The organism is Variovorax atrisoli 110B (assembly GCF_000382045.1).
Lineage (GTDB): Bacteria > Pseudomonadota > Gammaproteobacteria > Burkholderiales > Burkholderiaceae_C > Variovorax > Variovorax atrisoli.
Map to the genome: position 1 here is coordinate 79,477 of NZ_KB907455.1, position 18,690 is coordinate 98,166.

15 protein-coding genes are annotated in these 18,690 nt (G+C 69.2%); 5 read left to right on the plus strand and 10 right to left on the minus strand.

The window, feature by feature from the left end:
* Positions 1 to 57: 57 nt before the first annotated feature.
* Complete coding sequence (locus tag G369_RS0118225) at positions 58 to 1,056, minus strand: tripartite tricarboxylate transporter substrate binding protein (RefSeq protein WP_020723153.1); 999 nt, start codon at positions 1,054 to 1,056, stop codon at positions 58 to 60.
* 131 nt (positions 1,057 to 1,187) lie between these two features.
* On the opposite strand from G369_RS0118225, the gene G369_RS0118230 reads away from it, so the two are divergent.
* Positions 1,188 to 2,117, plus strand: a complete 930-nt coding sequence (locus G369_RS0118230) for a LysR family transcriptional regulator (RefSeq protein WP_019655460.1) — start codon at positions 1,188 to 1,190, stop codon at positions 2,115 to 2,117.
* Positions 2,118 to 2,174: 57 nt separating this feature from the next.
* On the opposite strand, the gene G369_RS0118235 is transcribed toward G369_RS0118230, so the two are convergent.
* The 9 genes from G369_RS0118235 to argE all read right to left on the minus strand — a co-directional run bounded on the left by G369_RS0118235 (position 2,175) and on the right by argE (position 14,391).
* The gene (locus tag G369_RS0118235) at positions 2,175 to 3,341 is read right to left on the minus strand and encodes an acyl-CoA dehydrogenase family protein (protein WP_019655461.1); all 1,167 of its coding nucleotides are present in this window, start codon (positions 3,339 to 3,341) and stop codon (positions 2,175 to 2,177) included.
* Between the two features lie 99 nt (positions 3,342 to 3,440).
* Entirely contained in the window at positions 3,441 to 4,598 is a 1,158-nt protein-coding gene (locus tag G369_RS0118240) for an acyl-CoA dehydrogenase family protein (RefSeq protein WP_019655462.1), read from the minus strand.
* 33 nt (positions 4,599 to 4,631) lie between these two features.
* Positions 4,632 to 5,534 (minus strand): SDR family oxidoreductase, encoded by a 903-nt coding sequence (locus G369_RS0118245; RefSeq protein WP_019655463.1) that lies wholly within the window; start codon positions 5,532 to 5,534, stop codon positions 4,632 to 4,634.
* Between the two features lie 37 nt (positions 5,535 to 5,571).
* On the minus strand, positions 5,572 to 7,542 hold the full coding sequence (locus G369_RS0118250; protein ID WP_019655464.1) for an acetyl/propionyl/methylcrotonyl-CoA carboxylase subunit alpha: 1,971 nt from the start codon (positions 7,540 to 7,542) through the stop codon (positions 5,572 to 5,574).
* Positions 7,539 to 9,149: an acyl-CoA carboxylase subunit beta gene (locus tag G369_RS0118255; RefSeq protein WP_019655465.1), complete on the minus strand. Its 1,611-nt coding sequence runs from the start codon at positions 9,147 to 9,149 to the stop codon at positions 7,539 to 7,541. Before G369_RS0118255 ends, G369_RS0118250 begins: the two co-directional genes overlap by 4 nt.
* Before the next feature lie 101 nt (positions 9,150 to 9,250).
* Positions 9,251 to 10,024 carry an MHYT domain-containing protein gene (locus G369_RS0118260; protein WP_019655466.1) on the minus strand — a complete coding sequence of 258 codons (774 nt, stop codon included), beginning with the start codon at positions 10,022 to 10,024 and terminating at the stop codon, positions 9,251 to 9,253.
* A gap of 139 nt (positions 10,025 to 10,163) precedes the next feature.
* Positions 10,164 to 11,834 (minus strand): hypothetical protein, encoded by a 1,671-nt coding sequence (locus G369_RS0118265; protein WP_019655467.1) that lies wholly within the window; start codon positions 11,832 to 11,834, stop codon positions 10,164 to 10,166.
* 135 nt (positions 11,835 to 11,969) lie between these two features.
* Positions 11,970 to 13,232, minus strand: a complete 1,263-nt coding sequence (locus G369_RS0118270; RefSeq protein ID WP_019655468.1) for a DUF445 domain-containing protein — start codon at positions 13,230 to 13,232, stop codon at positions 11,970 to 11,972.
* A complete protein-coding gene (argE, locus tag G369_RS0118275) occupies positions 13,225 to 14,391 on the minus strand; it encodes an acetylornithine deacetylase (protein WP_019655469.1) in 1,167 nt (388 codons plus the stop codon). The genes G369_RS0118270 and argE overlap by 8 nt, the downstream gene beginning before the upstream one ends.
* A gap of 105 nt (positions 14,392 to 14,496) precedes the next feature.
* On the opposite strand from argE, the gene G369_RS0118280 reads away from it, so the two are divergent.
* The 4 genes from G369_RS0118280 (at position 14,497) to G369_RS0118295 (ending at position 18,678) form a co-directional block, all read left to right on the plus strand.
* On the plus strand, positions 14,497 to 15,696 hold the full coding sequence (locus G369_RS0118280) for a glycerophosphodiester phosphodiesterase (protein ID WP_019655470.1): 1,200 nt from the start codon (positions 14,497 to 14,499) through the stop codon (positions 15,694 to 15,696).
* Between the two features lie 22 nt (positions 15,697 to 15,718).
* Positions 15,719 to 16,219, plus strand: coding sequence for a nucleoside deaminase (locus G369_RS0118285; RefSeq protein WP_019655471.1), 501 nt, complete (start codon positions 15,719 to 15,721; stop codon positions 16,217 to 16,219).
* A 102-nt stretch (positions 16,220 to 16,321) separates the two neighbouring features.
* Complete coding sequence (locus G369_RS0118290; protein ID WP_019655472.1) at positions 16,322 to 17,524, plus strand: M20 aminoacylase family protein; 1,203 nt, start codon at positions 16,322 to 16,324, stop codon at positions 17,522 to 17,524.
* Positions 17,525 to 17,583: 59 nt separating this feature from the next.
* Complete coding sequence (locus G369_RS0118295; RefSeq protein WP_019655473.1) at positions 17,584 to 18,678, plus strand: M14 family metallopeptidase; 1,095 nt, start codon at positions 17,584 to 17,586, stop codon at positions 18,676 to 18,678.
* The last annotated feature ends 12 nt before the right edge of the window (positions 18,679 to 18,690 follow it).

Consider the following 18,690-nt stretch of genomic DNA (forward strand, 5'->3'; position numbering starts at 1 on the left):
TTCGAATGGTTGGAATCGAGGAAAGAGAGAGATGGAGGCAAGCAGGCCGTGGCGCAGTCAGGGCGACTCGTAGCCGATGGTCTTGACCAGGTCGCGGTAGCGGGCGATCTCCGCCGCGTAGAACTTCTCGCCCGTTTCGAGGCTCATCGGCTCGAACACGGTCTTGGCCTGCGATTCCAGCTGCGTCCGTGCGTGCGGGTTCTTCAGCGCCGCGCCGATGGCCGCGTTGAGCCGCTCGGCGATGGGGCGCGGCGTGCCCTTGCGCACCATGTACGAAGTCCAGATGCCGAAGTCGAAGTCCTTCATGTCCCGGCTCTGGGCGCTGGTCTGCAGCGTGTCGAAGGGCGGCGGCAGGCGCCTGCCCGGCGAGAGGGAGCCGATCACGCGAAGCCGCCCCTGCTTCACGTAGTCGGCATAGAAGGCCTGGTACGGCATGAAGGCGAAGTCGATCTGCCCGCCGATCAAGTCCTGGATGATCGGCGCGCCGCCCTTGTAGGGCACATGCGTGACGGCGGCTCCGGTGCGCTTAGTGAAGAGTTCGCCCAGCAGGTGGTACAGCGTGCCGGCGCCCGGCGTGCCATAGCTCAGCGGCGCGTCCTTGCGCGAACGCGCGAGCGCGACGAACTCGTCCAGCGTCTGGGCCGGCAGGGCGCTGTTCACCACCAGCACCAGCGGCGAAGTGGCCACCGGCGCGATCCACTGGAAGTCTTCAGGCCTGTAGCGCGTGCTCCTGTTGGCCAGCCCCGCGAGGATCAACTCGTTGGGCGAGCCCTGGAACAGGTAGTGGCCGTCGGCCGGCGCTGCCAGCACCTTGTTGGCCGCGATGGCGCCCGCCGCGCCGCCGAGGTTCTCGACGATCACCTGCCCCCCCAGTTCCTTGCCAACCAGGTCGTTGAGCGCCCGTGCGGTGAAGTCGCTGGCCGCGCCGGCCGGGTAAGGAACCATCATCGTCACGACCTTCGCGGGGTAGGCGGCCTGCGCTATCGCCGTCGTCGTGGTCGCCACGGCGCAACCTAGAAAAGTCAGCGCACCGAGCCATTGACCGAACCGGTTCATGGGAATTCCTTGGTCCAAAGTAGTACGCGATGGATGCTAGGAATCGAGGGTTCATCTGTCCAATGCATTGTTTTTGTAATTATCATGAGTACATCTCATGCATATGACGACGGCCGAAGCCGCGACCCGCCATGAATCTGCAGCAACTCGACCACCTGCTCGCGCTCGCCGAAACCGGCTCCTTCAGCCGGGCCTCGGAGAAAGTGCACCTGACCCAGCCCGCGCTGAGCCGCAGCATCCAGATGCTCGAGCAGGAGCTGGGCATGCAGCTCGTTGATCGCATCGGCAAGCGCAACGAGCTCACGCCCTTCGGTGCGATGGTGCTGGCGCGGGCCAAGCGCATCTCCACTGAAGCGCACGAACTCAAGCGCGCGGCGGCGCTGCTGTCGGAGGGTCAGGCCGGATCGGTGCGGCTCGGGCTGGGCGCGGCGCCGGGCGCGCTGTTCTCGTCGCCGCTTCTGATCCACATGCTGCGCAACCATCCGAAGGTCGGGCTGCAGCTGCACGGCGGCGGACCGGAGCTGCAGCTCGCGGCGTTGCGCTCACGCAACCTCGACGCAGTGGTGCTCACCTACCGCGCCGTGGCACCCCGCGAGGACCTGCACATCGAGGTGCTGCCGACCATGCGCTCGGGCTTCGTCTGCCGGTGCGACCATCCGTTGCTGAAGCAGGGGAGCGGCAAGCCGGTGCGCTTCGAAGAGCTGGCGCAGCACCCGGTGATCTCGACCATGGTGAGCGACGACGTGGCGCGCATCCTGGTCGAGCGCTATGGCAGCGACGCGAGCCCGCAGCGCTGGCTGCATGTGTCGTCGGAAGACATCGGCACGCTGATCGAGGCCGTGCGCAACACCGACGCCGTGTTCCTGGGCGTGCTCGCCGCCACGCGCGCGCTGCAGGACAGCGGCGAACTGGCCGAATTGAAGGTGGAGCCTGCCGCGGGAATCAGTGCGCAGTTCGCCTTCGTCACCCTCGACGGCAGGACAGAGGCGCCTGCGCTGCGGCTGGTGCGCGAGTTCTGCGTCGGACTCGCGCGGGCCGGTGCCGATCAGCCCGCCGCGTGACCCACCTGATGCCGCGCAATCCGCAGGCGCGCCGGTGAAGAGCAGCAGGAGCAGCCTCTACAGCCACCCCATCTGCCTGGCCGCCAGCTCCTTCATGATCTCCTCGGCCCCGCCGCCGATCATCATCACCTTCACCTCGCGGTAGATGCGCTCGCTGACGGTGCCGCGCATGAACCCCATGCCGCCGAGGATCTGCACCGCCTGGTCGGCGCAGAACTGCATGGTCTGCGTCGCGTCGTTCTTCAGCAGGCAGATCTGCGCGACCCACTCGGGTGCGTTGTGGCGGCCGGCCGCTTCGAGCGCATCGCCTTCAGCCGACACGGCCTCTATCCACGCCTCGGTGGAGGCGATGCGCATCTGCATGTCGACCAGCTTGTGGCGCACCGCCTGGTGTTCGACGAGCGCGGTGCCGAAGGCCTTGCGCTCGCGCGCCCACGCCAGGGCCTCGTCGAGGCAGGCCTGCGAGAAGCCCAGCGCTCCCGCGGCAAGGCCGATGCGCTCGCCGTTGAAGTTGCCCATGATCATGCGGAAGCCTTCGCCCTCGTGCCCGAGCAGGTAGCGCGCGGGCACGCGCACGTTGTCGAAGTGCAGGGTGGCGGTGTCGGAGCACAGCCAGCCCATCTTCGAGAGGCGCGTACGCGTGAGGCCCGGTGCGTCGCCCGGCACCAGCAGCATCGAGATGCCTCCCGCGCCGCGGCCCTCGCCGGTGCGCACGGCCACGGTGATCCAGTCGGCGCGCATGCCCGAGGTGATGAAGGTCTTCTCGCCGTTGACGACGTAGTGGTCGCCATCGAGCCGTGCCGTCGTGCGAAGTGCAGCCACGTCGGAGCCGCCGCCGGGCTCGGTGATCGCCAGCGCCGCGATCTTCTCGCCGCGCAGCACCGGCGGCACGACCTCGCGGCGCAACGCGTCGCTCGCATGCAGCACCACGGGCGGCAGGCCGATGTTGTGCGAGAACAGGCTCGCGAGCACGCCGCCGCTTTTGCCGTGGCGTGCGAGCGCGACCCAGGCGGGCAGCTTGAGCGAGTACGAGGCGGGCGTACCGCCGAACTCTTCCGGATAGCCCAGGCCCAGCAGGCCGAGCTCGGCCGCGCGCGCGTAGAGCCCGCGCGGAAACTCGCCCGCGTCGTCCCAGGCCTGCACGTTCGGCGCGATCTCGTCGCCGGCGAACCGCCGGACCAGGTCGGCCAGCACCTGGCGGTCCGCGGCCAGTTCTGCATTCATCCTGCTGTCTCCTTCAGGGGAAATGGGTGGTGTCGAAAGCGGGCGTCCGGCTGTTCGACGGCCGCGTCTCCAGACAGCCCGACCAAGCCCGCAAACCTCTCAGCGCGGCGGCCGCTTGGCGATGCCCATGGTCTTCGCGAGGATGCCCAGCATCACCTCGTCGGCGCCGCCGCCGATCGAGCCCAGGCGGCCGTCGCGGTACAGGCGCGAGACGCGGTTCTCCAGCGTGAAGCCCATCCCGCCCCAGAACTGCAGGCAGGTGTCGGCCACCTGGCGCGTGAGGCGGCCGGTCTTGAGCTTGGCCATCGACGCGAGCTCGAGCACGTCTTCGCCCTTCACGTGCAGGTCGCAGGCGCGGTAGGTGAGCGCGCGCAGCGCTTCCACTTCGGTCTTCAGTTCGGCCAGCTTGAACTGCACCCACTGCTGGTCGGCCAGCGTGGAGCCGAACATCTGACGCTGCTGCGCCCACTCGATGGTCTGCGCGATGCAGTCCTCCATCGGCTCCAGCGAACTGGCGGCGGCCCAGAGGCGCTCTTCCTGGAACTGCTGCATCTGGTAGACGAAGCCCTGGCCCTCCTCGCCGATGCGATAGCGCTGCGGCACGCGCACGTTGTCGAAGTAGATCAGGCCGGTGTCGCTCGAATTCATGCCGATCTTGCGCAGCTTCTTCGCCTTCTCGATGCCGGGGCTGTCCATCGGCACCATCACGAGCGACTTGTTGCGGTGCACGGGGCCGTCGCTGGTGTTGACCAGCATGCACATCCAGTCGGCCTGCAGGCTGTTGGTGATCCACATCTTCTGGCCGCTGATGAGGTAGTCGCCGCCGTCCTTGCGCGCATGGCTCTTCAGGCCCGCCACGTCGCTGCCCGCGCCGGGCTCGCTCACGCCGATGCAGCCGACCATGTCGCCCGCGATGGCGGGTGCCAGGAACTCGCGGCGCAACTCGTCGCTGCCGAAGCGCGCGAGCGCAGGGGTGCACATGTCGGTCTGCACGCCGATGGCCATCGGCACGCCGCCGCAGGAGATGTGGCCCAGCGCCTCGGCCATGGCCATCGCATACGAATAGTCCAGGCCCGCGCCGCCGAAGGCCTCGGGCTTGTTCAGCCCCAGCATGCCGAGGCTGCCGAGCTTCTTGAAGACCTCGTGCGCGGGGAAGATCTCTGCCTCTTCCCACTCGTCCACGTGCGGGTTGATCTCGTCGTCGATGAAGCGGCGCAGGGTCTTCTGGATCTCGAGGTGTTCGTGGCTGTACTGCATGGGGTGGTCTCCGGTCTTTCCTTGTCTCTCGTCCTACTTGTCCTGGAACACGCGCGGTGCCTGCGCCAGGTGGAAGCCGTCGAAGGGCTTCACCGCGCGGCGCTGCTGCGCCTGCGCATCGGGAATCGCCATCGGCCAGCCCATGCGCACCTGCGGCCGCGCGCCGTCCACGCGCAGCACGCTGCCGCTGATGAAGCTCGCGGCCGGGCCCAGCAGGAAGACGATGGCGGCGGAGGTCTCGGCCTCGTTGCCGAAACGCCCGGCCGGCACGGTCTTGCGCATGGCGCGCAGCATGTCGCCGGCCTCGGGCGGGTAGTGGTCCATGCCGCTCGATGCGATGTAGCCCGGCGCCACCGCGTTCACGCGCACGCCGCTCGCGGCCCATTCGAGCGCGGCGGTCTCGGTGAAGCTCACCATGCCCGCGCGCGCCGCGCCGCTGTGGCCCATGTTGGGCATGGAGCCCCACATGTCGGCCACGATGTTGACGATGGCGCCGCCCTGGGCCTGCATGCTCTGCAGGTAGCACTCGCGCGCGACCAGGAAGCCGCCCGTGAGGTTGGTGTGGATCACCGCCTCCCAGCCCTTGGCCGAGATCGCGTGCAGCGGCGTGATGTACTGGCCGCCCGCGTTGTTGACCAGACCGTCGATGCGGCCGTGCGCGGCGACGACGGCGGCGATGGCCTCGCGCACCGCGTCCTCGTTGCGGATGTCGAAGGCCTGCGTGGAAGCCTTGCCGCCGGCGGCCTCGATCTCGGCGCGCACCGCGTCGAGCTTCTCGGGCTTGCGTCCGACCAGCACCACCTGCGCGCCCAGCGAGGCGAGCTCGTGCGCGGTACAGCGGCCGATGCCGGAGCCGCCGCCGGTGACGACGACGACCTGCCCGTCGAACAGGCCGGGGGCGAAGACGGAACGGTAGTGGGAAGAGGGTGAGTTCATGCGGTTGGCTTCGGTAAAGGCGCGGGGTCGGTCCCCGTCATGCATCGGCGACCTGCGCGACCACGTGGCGCGCCGCCACCTGCGCGCCGACCGCGACATGCAGGGCGACACGTCCGGCGCGCGGTGCGCAGTGCACATGCTCCATCTTCATCGCCTCCAGCGTGACCAGCGGCTGGCCCGCGGCGACGGCCTCGCCCTCGGCCACCAGCAGCGCGATCACGCGGCCGTTCATGGAGGCGCGCAGCAGGCCGTCGCCGCCGTCGTCATGGGCGCGGGTGGCTGGGGCGTGGGTGAGGTCGTCGAGGCGGTGGGCCTGTCCGTCGTGGTGGAAGAGCACGCGGCCGCCGTGCCGCGCGACGAAGGCTTGCGCGTCGAGCCCATTGCACGAGAAGCGCAGGCTGCCGTCGCCGGGCATGTCGAGCAGCGCGAGCTGCACCGGCCCCTGGCCGTCCAGCGCGATGCCGAATCGGCCGGCACCGCGCGGCGTCACGCGCGCGGCGTGCACCGTGCCGTCGAGCTCGAAGCGCAGGGCATTGGGCAGCGTGTGCGCCAGCGGCGAAGGCCAGCCGCGTTCGCCGAGCTGCAGCAGCAGCGCGGCGAGCAGCGCTGCGCGGTTGCGACCTGCTTCGTCGGCGGCGAGCAGCGCGCCGATGTGGTCGGCCACGAAGGCGGTCGTCGCCTCGCCGCTTGCAAACACCGCATGCGACAGCGTGCGCTCCAGCAGCTGCTGGTTGGTCGGGATGCCGAGCGCGACGGTGTCCTGCAGGCCCGCCAGGAGCCGCTGCCTCGCGTCCTCCCGTGTGCGGCCGTGGGCGACCAGCTTGGCGATCATCGAGTCGTAGAAGGGCGGCACCTCGGCGCCGTCGCGCAGGGCATGCTCGGTGCGCAGCGCGGGGCTGGGGCGCCATCCGGCCAGCGTGCCGCTCTGCGGCATGAAGCCCTGCTGCGGATCTTCGGCACACAGGCGCACCTCGATCGCATGGCCGGAAAAGTGCACGTCCTGCTGCGTGACCGGCAGCGGCTCGCCGGCCGCGACGCGCAATTGCAGCTCGACCAGGTCGAGTCCGGTCACGGCTTCCGTCACCGGGTGCTCCACCTGCAGGCGCGTGTTCATCTCCATGAACCAATACCGGCCCTCGGCGTCAAGCAGGAATTCGAGCGTGCCCGCGCCCTCGTAGCCGATGGCCTTCGCCGCGGCGACGGCGGTGGCGCCCATGCGTTCGCGCAGCGCTTGCGAGACGGCGGGCGAGGGCGCTTCCTCCACCACCTTCTGGTGCCTGCGCTGCACCGAGCAGTCGCGCTCGCCGAGGTGGATGGCATTGCCGTGCCGGTCCGCGAACACCTGCACCTCGACATGGCGCGGAGAGACGATGGCGCGCTCCAGGATCACGGTGGCGTCGCCGAATGCGTTGAGCGCCTCCGACTGCGCGCTGCGCAGCTGCTCGGCGAAGTTCGCGGCCGAGCTGACGAGCCGCATGCCGCGCCCGCCACCGCCGGCGGTGGCCTTGATCATCACCGGCCAGCCGATGCGCGCGGCTTCGGCGGCGAGCGTTCTTTCGCCCTGGTCCTCGCCCTGGTAGCCCGGAATGCAGGGCACGCCCGCCGCCTGCATCAGCCGCTTGGCGCCGGCCTTGTCGCCCATCGCGCGGATGGCTTCGGGCGAAGGTCCGATGAAGACCAGGCCGGCATCGCGGCAGGCCTGCGCGAAGGCCGCGTTCTCGGCGAGGAAGCCGTAGCCGGGGTGCACCGCGTCGGCGCCGCTGGTGCGCGCGGCCTCGACGATCGCGGCGATGTTCAGGTAGCTCTGCGCGGGCAGCGGCTCGCCGATGTGCACCGCCTCGTCGGCGAAGCGAACGTGTTGCGAACCGGCGTCGGCGCTGGAGTACACGGCCACGGTGCGAAAGCCCATGGCGCGGGCCGTGCGCATGACGCGCACCGCGATCTCGCCGCGGTTGGCGACCAGGATCTTCCGGAACCTGGTGGTGATGCTGGTGTTGCCGCTGCTCATGGACGTGCCACCCCGAACTGCATGGGTTGCGCCGTGCGCGTGTCGGCGTCGCGGCAGATCGAGAGAACCTCGGCCAGCACGGCGCGGGTGTCGCGCGGGTCGATCACGCCGTCGTCCAGCAGCAGGGCGCTGGTGGTGAACACGCTCATCTGCCGGTCGAAGCGCTCGATGACCTGCTGCTGCATCGCGTCGATCTTCGACTGGTCGACCGCGCCCTTTCGTGCCATGCCGGCCTCCATCACGATGGCCATGGTCTTCGCCGCCTGCTCGCCGCCCATCACCGCGGTGCGCGCGTTGGGCCAGCTGAAGCAGAAGCGCGGCGCGAAGCCGCGGCCGCACATGCCGTAGTTGCCCGCGCCGTACGAGGCGCCGCACAGCAGCGTGACCTGCGGCACGGTGGCGTTAGACACCGCCTGGATCATCTTCGCGCCGTGCTTGATGATGCCGGCCTCCTCGTGCGCGCGGCCCACCATGTAGCCGGTGATGTTCTGCAGGTAGACGATGGGCGTGCGCGACTGGCAGCAGGCCTGGATGAAGTGCGTGGCCTTGGTGGCGCCGTCGGAGTCGATCGGCCCGTTGTTGGTGATGATGCCAACGGCATGTCCTTCGAGCCGGATGTGGCCGCAGACGGTGGCGCTGCCGTAGTGCTCGCTGAAGGCCAGGAACTCGGAACCGTCGGCGATGCGCGCGATGACCTCGCGCATGTCGACCGGGCGGCGGCCGTCGCTGGGCATGATGCCCAGCAGTTCCTCGGCGTCGTAGCGCGGCGGTGCGAAGCTGTGCGGCGCTTCGTCGCGCGCCCAGTCGATGCCGCCGAGGATCGAGCGGGCGATGCGGATGGCGTCGCGGTCGTCCTCCGCGAGGTAGTCGCCCAGGCCCGAGATGTGGGTGTGCATCACGGCGCCGCCCAGTTCCTCTTCCGTGGCGATCTCGCCGGTGGCGGCCTTCAGCAGCGGCGGCCCCGCGAGAAAGGCGCGCGTGCGGTCGCGCACCATCACGATGTAATCGGAAAGCCCGGTCTGGTAGGCGCCGCCCGCGGTCGAGGAGCCGTGCGTCACCGTCACCACCGGCAGCCCCGCGGCCGACAGCCGCGCGAGATTGCGGAAGATGTTGCCGCCGCGCACGAAGTCCTGCACGCGGTACTGCATTAGGTTGGCGCCCGCGCTTTCCACCAGCTGCACGTAGGGCAGCCTGTTCTCCAGCGCGATCTCCTGCACGCGCAGCTGCTTGTCCAGGCCCATGGGCTGCAGCGCGCCGGCGTCGATGCCCGAGTCGGAGGCGTTGACCATGCAGCGCACGCCCGCGACGTAGCCGATGCCGGAGATCAGGCCGCCGCCCGGCACGCTCCTGGAAAGATCGGGGTTGTCCTGGCCGAGGCCCGCGAGCGAGGCCAGCGGCAGGAACGGGGCACCGGTGTCCAGCAGCAGCGCGAGGCGCTCGCGCGGCAGCAACTGGCCGCGCCTGGCGAATCGCTCTGCCGAGGCTGCGGAGGCCGCGACGGCGCGGGCCTCGTGCTCGCGCACCTGGCCGAGCAGCGCCAGCATGCTGGCCCGGTTGGCCTGGAAGGTGTCGCTGGCCGCTTGCAGCCGGGATTCGATGACTGGCATGAAAAGAGTCCGTGCAGATCGCTTGTTTCTTCGTTCTGCACGGACTCTAGGTCGCGGGCGCGGCGCCCGCTTGCGCTGACTGGCTGATGCCCGCCGGGCGCTCAGCCCGCGCGGGCGCGCCGGGGCGCGACCGGCGCGTCGAGGCTGCTGCCCGTGACCACCCAGTAGATGAAGATCAGCACCGCGCCGGCCGTGCCGAACACGGTCAGGCCCATGTAGCTGCCGCCGATGGCCAGCGCGTCGACCGGCGCGGCGGCGGTGCAGACCATGCTGGCCGCGCTCATGCCCACGTAGTGCATGGTGCAGACCGCCACGCCCATCACGGCGGCGGCCGCGACCTTGTGCGTGAACTTGCGCAGGTTGAAGGCCAGCCAGAGCGCGGCGCCGGCCGCCGTGACGGCGATCAGCACCGACAGCCCGACCGTCGCCAGGTCGAAGTTCATCGAGGCGCGCATGTTCATCGCGAACATGCCCATGTAGTGCATCACGCACACGCCGATGCCCGCCAGCAGGCTGCCCGCGAGCCAGCCCGGCTTGCTGAACTTGCGCTGCCCGCCCGCCATGTACAGCGCGATGCCCGAGATCAGGATCGCCGCCACCAGCGACACCACCGTCAGCGGCATGTTGTACGAGATCGCCACCGGCAGCCGGTACGCCAGCATGCCGATGAAGTGCATCGACCAGATGCCGATGCCGCCCAGCGCGACCGCCGCGCAGGTCACGACCGCGAGGTTGGGCCTGCCGTCCGGGCCGACCATCCTGCCGGCGCAGATCAGGGCCACGAGCGAGCCCGCGAAGGAAATGAGGAAGGAGAGCGCCACCATGCCCGGGGAGTACTCGGGCGACAGGATCTGGCCTACGACGAGCGGAGTCATGCGATGTCCCTTTCAGGTCAAGAAAAGAGCGCCTCGCGGACTCCCGCTCGCGGGATGCGGACGGGGCGCCACAAGGCGTCCCGCGCAGTCTGTAATGTTTGTTTGTAAAAGTAAACTGAAATTTACACTTATTGTTACGCTACCTTACGGGGCGAATTCGATATATCGCGTTGTTGCGATCGGCGGCCATGTAGACGGTGCCGTCGCGGCCCACCGCCACGCCCGTCACCACGTAGGGCGGAGGCAGCCCGGGGCCGGGCGCGAGGCCGATCGGCAGGTTCTCGGCGACGGTCCGTCGGCTGCCGTCGGGTGCGATCTCCACGAGCCGGCGCGCCGCGCTCTCGGCCACGATGAAGCTGCCCCAGGGCGTTTGAGCCACGCCTTCGGGCAGGGCCAGGCCCTCTGCCACCGCGCGCAGCGGGGCGCTGGCGTCCAGCGGAATGCGCAGCAGCCGGCCGGCGGCCTCGGTCACGTAGAGCGCGCCGTCCTGGCCGACGATCATCTGCACCGGGCCGTTCAGGCCGCTGGCGAGCACTGACTTTTCTGCGAACTTCGGCCCGCTGGCGCGCGTGATGCTGCCGGTGGCGATCTCGGCATAGATCACGCTGCCGTCGGGCATGGGGATGGCGTCGAAGGGCGCCTTCAGGCCGTGGATGGTCTCGACCGTCTTCAGGGTCTGCCGGTCGACCAGCTGCACCGTGCCGGTGAACCACGAACTCAGCGCGAAGAGCTTCGGCGACAGGCCGACCGCGAACGGGTAGTCGAGCTCCGGGTCGCGCTGCATGCGGAACACGTCGCGCACCTCGCCGCTGCGCACGTCGACTTGGCGGAAGCCGAAGACGTCGGCCACCCAGAGGTCGTTGCCGTCGATCTTCATGCCGGCCGGCGCCGCCACCTTGCCGCTGGTGAGCGTGCGCAGCTCGCCGGTGGCGGGGTTGAAGGCCTGCACCTCGTTGTTGGCCATGTTGGAGACGTAGATCGTCCCGTCGGGCGTGTCCTTGGCGATGGCGAGGTTGTCGAGCGAGGGCCGCAGCTGCTTCGCGACCGTCTTGCGGCCGGTGGCCAGCTCCACCCGCACAAGCTCGCCGCTGCGTGCATCGACCACCCAGAGGTTGCCCTTGCCGTCGAGGTTGGCGGCTGCCGGAATCTTGAAGCCGTCGGCGATCACGGTCATGTTGCCGTTGGCCGGGTCGATCTTCACCACCTGGCCCTTGAACCACAGCGGCCCGTAGAGCATGCCGTCGGGCCCCGCCTCGAAGCCGTTGAAGCCGCCCATGTCCTTCCTGATGAGCCTGGGCGGCTTCTGGCCCTCGCGGTCGATCTCCCACAGCGCGTCGCCCAGGAACACCTGCGAGGCATAGAGCCTGCCGTTGCGGCGGTCGAAGTCGAGCGAGTTGATGCCGGGCAGGTCCTTGGCCAGCACGCGCATGGGGGCGGTGTCGCTCTCGCGGTAGCGCACCATGCCCATGAGGTAGTTGGTCCAGGCGAGTTCGCCCTTCGGGCCCACGGCGATGTCGTCGGCCTGGCCTTCGGGCGCGTCGATGAACACCTTTGCCGCGCCCGTGTTGCGGTCGACCTCCCACATCGTGTTGCCGAGCACCGAGCCCGCCAGCAGCCGGCCCTTGGCGTCGATGGCCAGCCCGTGCACCCCGGCGAAGGCCGATGGCGCCACCAGCGCCTCGGGCGCGGCCCAGGAAGCAGGTCGGGTGGGGGGACTGGTGGACGTTGGCGGCGCGAGGCTGCTGCAGGCGCCCAGCAGGGCGAGGGTGGCGGTCAGCGCGATGGCGCCGAGGCTGCGTCGACGGGGCATGGTTGGCGTCTCCTCTTGTTGATGCGCGAAGCAGTCTAGGAGCGCGCAGGGGCCGCCGAGTCCCGCCGGGGACAGGATGCGGACTTTCGTCCGCTGTGGATTACCCGCGGCCTTCTGCCGGGGCTCGGCACAGCTTCAGCCGCGGAGGAACTGCGTCGCCGTGTGGATCAGCAGCCCCACCAGCCCGCCCACCAGCGTGCCGTTGATGCGGATGAACTGCAGGTCGCGCCCGATGTGGCGTTCGAGCTCGACCGTCATCTCCTGCGCGTTCCACTCGCCCACGCGCTCCTCGATGTAGCGGCGGATGTCCTCGCGGTAGCGCTCGATGGCCAGCGGCGCGGCCGCCTCGATCTGCTCGTTGATCCAGCGGCGGATGGCCTCGTCCCCCTGCAGCCGCGCGCCCAGTGCGCCCGCCATCGATGCGATGCGCTGGCGGATGGCCGAATCGCCGCGGCCCAGGTCGTCGTGCAGCCACGCGAGCAGCTCGCCCCACAGCCCGTGCAGGTAGTCGCCCAGCGCGGGGTGCGCGACCAGTTCGGCGCGGATCTGCTCGCCGCGCTGCTGGAACTCGGGGTCGAGCTTCAGGCGCACCACGAAGTCGTCGACGAAATGGTCGAAGCGCCTGCGCATCGGATGGTCGGGCTCGGCCGCGAGCTCGCCGATGGTGCGCGCCACGGCCGCGACGATCTTGCGCGTGGCCAGCTTGGCGGCCACCTGGTCGAGGCCCACGTAGCGCAGCGTCTTGATCTCGCGCGCGATCGCCTCGGTGATGTGCGCCTGCACCTCCTCGCCTTCGAGCAGCCCGGCCACCTGCTGCAGCACGTCGTCGAGCAGCGCCTGGTGGCGCCCGCCCGCGGTGAGCGCGTCGAGCGCCTGGCCGGTCAGGCGCGAGAGGTCGATCTTCGCGAGGCCGGCTGCGGCGGCGCGGCCCATGAAGTCGCGCACCCGCTCGTCGTCGAAGGCCGAGAGCCCGTAGCGCGCTGCGGCCACGCCCCATTCGCCGAGCTTCTCGCCGCTCGCGGGCCGGGCCAGCCAGTCGGCGATGCGCCCGGCCGCGTCGAACTGCCGCAGCTTGCCGAGCACCTGGGCGGTGCTCAGGAAGTTGTCGCAGATGAAGCCCGCGAGCTTGGCGCCGATGCGGTCCTTGTTGCTCGGGATGATGGCCGTGTGCGGGATCGGCAGGCCCAGCGGATGGCGGAACAGTGCCACCACCGCGAACCAGTCGGCGATGGCACCCACCATCGCTGCCTCGGCGAAGGCCGCCACGTAGCCCCAGGCCGGATGCCGCGCATGCAGCACGCTCGCTACCGCATAGAGCAGCGCGGCAGCGCACAGCAGGCCGAGCGCGACGCGCTTCATGCGCCGCGATGCGTCGTCGTTGCTGCCGGCTTCAGCCAATGCTCGGCGTGGATGCCAGGCGCTCCATGAACAGCTCGCAGCGCGCGAGCTGCTCGAGGCTCACGTACTCGTCGGGCTGGTGCGCCTGCTCGATGCTGCCGGGGCCGCACACCACGGTGGGGATGCCGGCGTTCTTGAAGAGACCCGCTTCGGTGCCGAAGGCCACCAGCGTGGTGCGCTCCTCGCTCGCCAGGCGCTGGGCCAGCAGCGTGATGGGGTCGTTGGCAGAGCCCAGGAAGCTGGGGATCTCGCAGATGGTCTCGAAGCTGAAGCCCGCGTCGGGCGCCACCTTCTTCATCGCGGGCTCGAGGCTGCCCGCATAGGCGACCACCTCGGCCTGCATCTTCCCGGCGTCGGCGGTGGGAAGGTCGCGGAATTCATAGCGGAACTCGGCGTCGCGCGGCACCACGTTGTCGGCGATGCCTCCGTGGAACTGGCCCACGCTCGCGGTGCTGAAGGGCACGTCGAAGCCCTCGTAGCGCGGCTCGCTGCGCTCGAAGCCCTCGGCCATGTCGCGCACCTTGCCGATCACGCGCGCAGCCATCTCGATGGCGTTGACCGACTTCGGCGTGAGCGAGGAGTGCGCCTCCTTGCCGCGCACGCAGCACTTGTAGCGGTACACGCCCTTGTGCGCGATGGCGGGCACCATGCTGGTGGGTTCGCCCACGATGCAGGCCAGGGGCTTGATGCCGGCGTCGCGCATGTCGGCGATGAGCTCCTTCACGCCGAAACAGCCGATCTCCTCCTCGTAGCTGAAGGCGAAGTGCACCGCGAAGGGCGAGTCGCTCTCCAGGAAGCGTCTGGCGTTCGACAGCGCGACGGCGATGAAGCTCTTCATGTCGGCCGAGCCGCGCCCGTAGAGGCGCTCGTTGCGCACCACGGCCGAGAGCGGATCGACGCTCCAGTCCTGCCCGTCCCAGGGCACCGTGTCGGTGTGGCCCGAGACGATCACCCCGGCCGGCTTTCCCTCGCCCAGCGTGGCGAAGAGGTTCGCCTTGGTGCGTTCGGCGTTGTAGGTGATGCGGCTCCTGACGCCCAGGGCCGCGAGGTGGCTCTGGGCGAAGTCGATCAGTTCGAGGTTGCTGTTGGCGCTGACGGTGTTCATGCGCACCAGCGTCTGGGCCATCAGCAGGCTTTGGGGGGAAAGCGTATGGGGCATGCAACACATTCTCCCGGAAGTCGGCGCCGCGCGTGCGCGGATGTCGAAGCTGTCACGCGAAACGGGTACCCTGCGCCTCTTCATTCCGGACGGAGAACCTCGACCATGCGCACCTCTCTTCAGATCGCCCTGACCGCCACCGCAGCCCTCGCACTGGCCGCCTGCAGCAGCACCGGACCTTCCGGCGGCGGCAGCAAGCTGCTGACGCTGGACGGCAACCCGCCGCTGGTCATTGCCCATCGTGGTGCATCGGGCTATCTGCCGGAAGAGACCCTCGAAGCCTATGCCCGCGCCATCGAGCTCGGCGCCGACGTGATCGAGATGGACCTGATCTCCACCAAGGACGGCGCGCTCATCGCCCGCCACGACCCCAACCTCGCCATCAGCACCGACGTGGCCAAGCACCCCCGCTTCGCCTCGCGCAAGAAGACCATCAAGGTCGACGGCGAGACCCAGACCGGCTGGTTCAGCAACGACTTCACGCTGGCCGAGATCAAGACCCTGGGCGCCATCTCCACCGACGCCGAGCGCCCGCAGGAATTCAACGGCAAGTACAAGGTCGTCACCTTCCAGGAGATCATCGACTTCGCCAAGGCCAAGTCGAAGGAAACCGGCCGCACCATCGCCATCTACCCCGAAACGAAGAACCCGACCTACTTCCGCGACCTCGGCCTGCCGATGGAGGACAAGGTCATCGCCGCCATCAACGCGGCCGGCTGGAACAGCAAGACCGCGCCCATCTACGTGCAGTCCTTCGAGCCGGGCAGCCTCAAGTACATGAAGAGCAAGGGCCTGAACACCAGGCTCATCCAGCTGATCGACGGCGACAGCGTCGACCTGAAGACCGGCGCCGTGACCTTCGCCGTGCCCAGCGACCGCCCCTACGACTGGACCAAGGCCGGCGACAAGCGCAACTTCGACGCCATGGTCACGCCCGCGGGCCTGGCCGAGATCAAGACCTACGCCGACGGCATCGGCCCCTGGAAGCGCTACATCGTGAGCATCAAGGGCACCATCGGTGCGGACGGCAAGCCGGTGGACGTCAACAAGGACGGCAAGATCAACGACGCCGACGCCACCTCCATGGCGCCCACCTCGCTGATCGCCGACGCGCACAAGGCCGGCCTCTTCGTGCACCCCTTCACCTTCCGCAACGAGTCGCGCCGCCTGGCCTCCGACTACAACAAGGACGGCAAGAACGAATACGGCGTGTACTACAAGCTCGGCGTGGACGGCGTGTTCACCGACTTCACCGACACCGCGCTGGCCGCGCGCGCCGACTACCTCAAGAGCATCGGCCGCTGATCGACCGGGTTATCGTGCGCAAATGACCACCGACGACCTCTCCCCGCGCGATCTCGAACTGCTTCGCATGGCCATCCGCCTGTCGGACGAATCGAAGGCGCGCGGGCGCCATCCCTTCGCCGCGCTGGTGGCGAACGAGCACGGCGAGGTCGTCGTCACCGCGGGCAACAACTCGATGCCGCCCGAGGGCGACCCCACGCAGCACGCCGAGCTGGTGGCCGCCGCGCAGGCCGCGAAGCTGCTCACCCCCGAGGAGCTCGCGCGCTGCACGCTCTTCACCAGCGCCGAGCCCTGCTGCATGTGCGCGGGCGCGATCTACTGGACCAACATCGGGCGCGTGGTCTACGCGCTTTCCGAGCACGCGCTTTTGGGCCTGACCGGCGATCATCCCGAGAACCCGACCTTTTCGCTTCCGTGCCGCGAAGTCTTCGCGCGCGGGCAGCGGCGCGTCGAGGTGGTCGGGCCGCTGCTCGAGCAGGAAGCCGCGGCGCCGCACGTGGGCTTCTGGACCGGCGCGCACTGAGGAACCGGGGAACGGCCCCTGCAGCCACTCGGGCTGCGTGTCTTCCGAGGTGCCTCTCGGTGCCAGAGTGGATAGACTGGCGTTTTGAGACGGTCTATCCCCATGAAACTCATCGACTCGATCGTCACGCAGGCGGCTGGCATCGCCGCCGTCCGACGTGACCTGCACGCACACCCCGAACTCTGCTTCGAAGAAGTCCGCACCGCCGACGTGGTGGCAGGCAAGCTCACCGAATGGGGCATCCCCATCCACCGCGGCCTGGGCACCACCGGCGTGGTGGGCATCGTCAAGAACGGCACCAGCAACCGCGCCGTCGGCCTGCGCGCCGACATGGACGCACTGCCCGTCACCGAGCTCAACACCTTCGCCCACGCCAGCAAGCATCACGGCAAGATGCACGCCTGCGGCCACGACGGCCACACGGCCATGCTGCTCGCGGCGGCGCAGCACCTCGCGAAGCACCGCAACTTCGACGGCACCGTCTACCTGATCTTCCAGCCGGCCGAAGAGGGCGGCGGCGGCGCCCGCGAGATGATCAAGGAAGGGCTCTTCGAGAAATTCCCGATGGATGCCGTCTTCGGCATGCACAACTGGCCCGGCATGAAGGCTGGCCAGTTCGCGGTGAGCCCCGGCCCGGTGATGGCCTCGGGCAACAAGTTCTTCGTCAACGTGGTGGGCAAGGGCGGCCACGCGGCGCTGCCGCAGACCGGCATCGACCCGGTGCCGATCGCCTGCGAGATCGTGCAGGCCTTCCAGACCATCCTCACGCGCAAGATGAAGCCGACCGATTCGGCGGTGATCTCGGTCACTACCATCCATGCCGGCGAAGCCAACAACGTGATCCCCGACAACTGCGAGCTGTCGGGCACGGTGCGCACCTTCTCCATCGAGGTGCTCGACATGATCGAGGCGCGCATGAAGCAGATCTGCGACCACATCTGCGCCGCGCACGACGCCACCTGCGAGTTCCGCTTCGAGCGCTACTACCCGCCCACCATCAACACCGAGGCCGAGGCCGACTTCGCCCGCCGCGTGATGGCCGGGGTCGTGGGCCCCGAGAACGTGCTGAAGCAGGAGGCCGCCATGACCTCGGAAGACTTCGCCTTCATGCTGCAGGCCAAGCCGGGCGCCTACGCCTTCATCGGCAACGGCGACGGCTCGCACCGCGACGTGCACCACGGCGAGGGCCCGTGCACGCTGCACAACGCCAGCTACGACTTCAACGACGACCTGATCCCGCTGGGTGCGACCTGCTGGGTGCAGATCGCGGAGCAGTTCCTCAAGCCCGGCGGCAGCGCCGCCTGATCCGCCGTCGCCTGATTCACGCCTGATCGCCTGATCCATCGAGAGAGGTCCCGCGCCAAATGATCGGAATCGCCGAAGCCTTTTCGCCGCGCTATTCGCAGGCGCGCCAGAAATTCCTGCAGGGCTGCGTGAGCGCCGGCCTCACGGTCGAGCCGCATGCGCACCCGCTCAAGGGGCGCGAGGGCGAGGAGCTCTCGATGGACGTGGCGCTCGACGGCGCCCCCGATGCGCAGAACCTGCTGGTCGTCAGCAGTGCCTGCCACGGCGTCGAAGGCCACTGCGGCAGCGGCGTGCAGGTGTTCGCGCTCCACGACGCCGAGTGGCGCGAGAAGGCGAAGGCCCAGGGCGTGGCGGTGCTGTACGTGCATGCGCTCAACCCGCACGGCTTCTCGCACGGCCGGCGCGTGACGCACGAGAACGTCGACCTCAACCGCAACTTCATCGACTTCTCGAAGCCGGTGCCGGTCAACGAGGCCTACGCGAAGCTGCACGAGCTGCTGCTGCCCGCCACGTGGCCGCCCACGCCCGAGAACCAGGCGGCCATCGACAAGTGGATCGGCAAGCACGGCACCACCGCCTACCAGGCCGCGGTGACCAGCGGGCAGTATCAGTTCGAAGACGGGCTGTTCTACGGCGGCAAGGCGCCGACCTGGAGCAACAGGACCGTCCGCGAGGTGCTGCGCCGCCACGCGGGCCGCGCGAAGCGCATCGCGTGGATCGACCTGCACACCGGGCTGGGCCCGAACGGCCTGGGCGAGCGCATCTTCGCGGGCCGCGACGACAAGACCGCCTATGCGCGCGCCAATGCATGGTGGGGCACGCCGGCGGCGCCCGTCACTTCCATCTACGACGGTTCGTCGACCTCGGCGCTGCTGCGCGGGCTGATGTGGGATTCGGTGTACGAGGAGTGCCCGCAGGCCGAGTACACCGGCATCGCGCTCGAATACGGCACGCTGCCCATCCTCGAAGTGACCGGCGCGCTGCGCGCCGACCACTGGCTGCACAAGCACCCCGGCGCGCCGGCCGACCTGGCCGACGGCATCCGCGCGCGCATGCTGGAGGCTTTCTACACGGACACCGACGCCTGGCGCGGACAGATCGTGAGCCAGGCGCGCCAGGCCATGTTCCAGGCCGTCGATGGCTTGACGGCCTGACCCACCGCCATC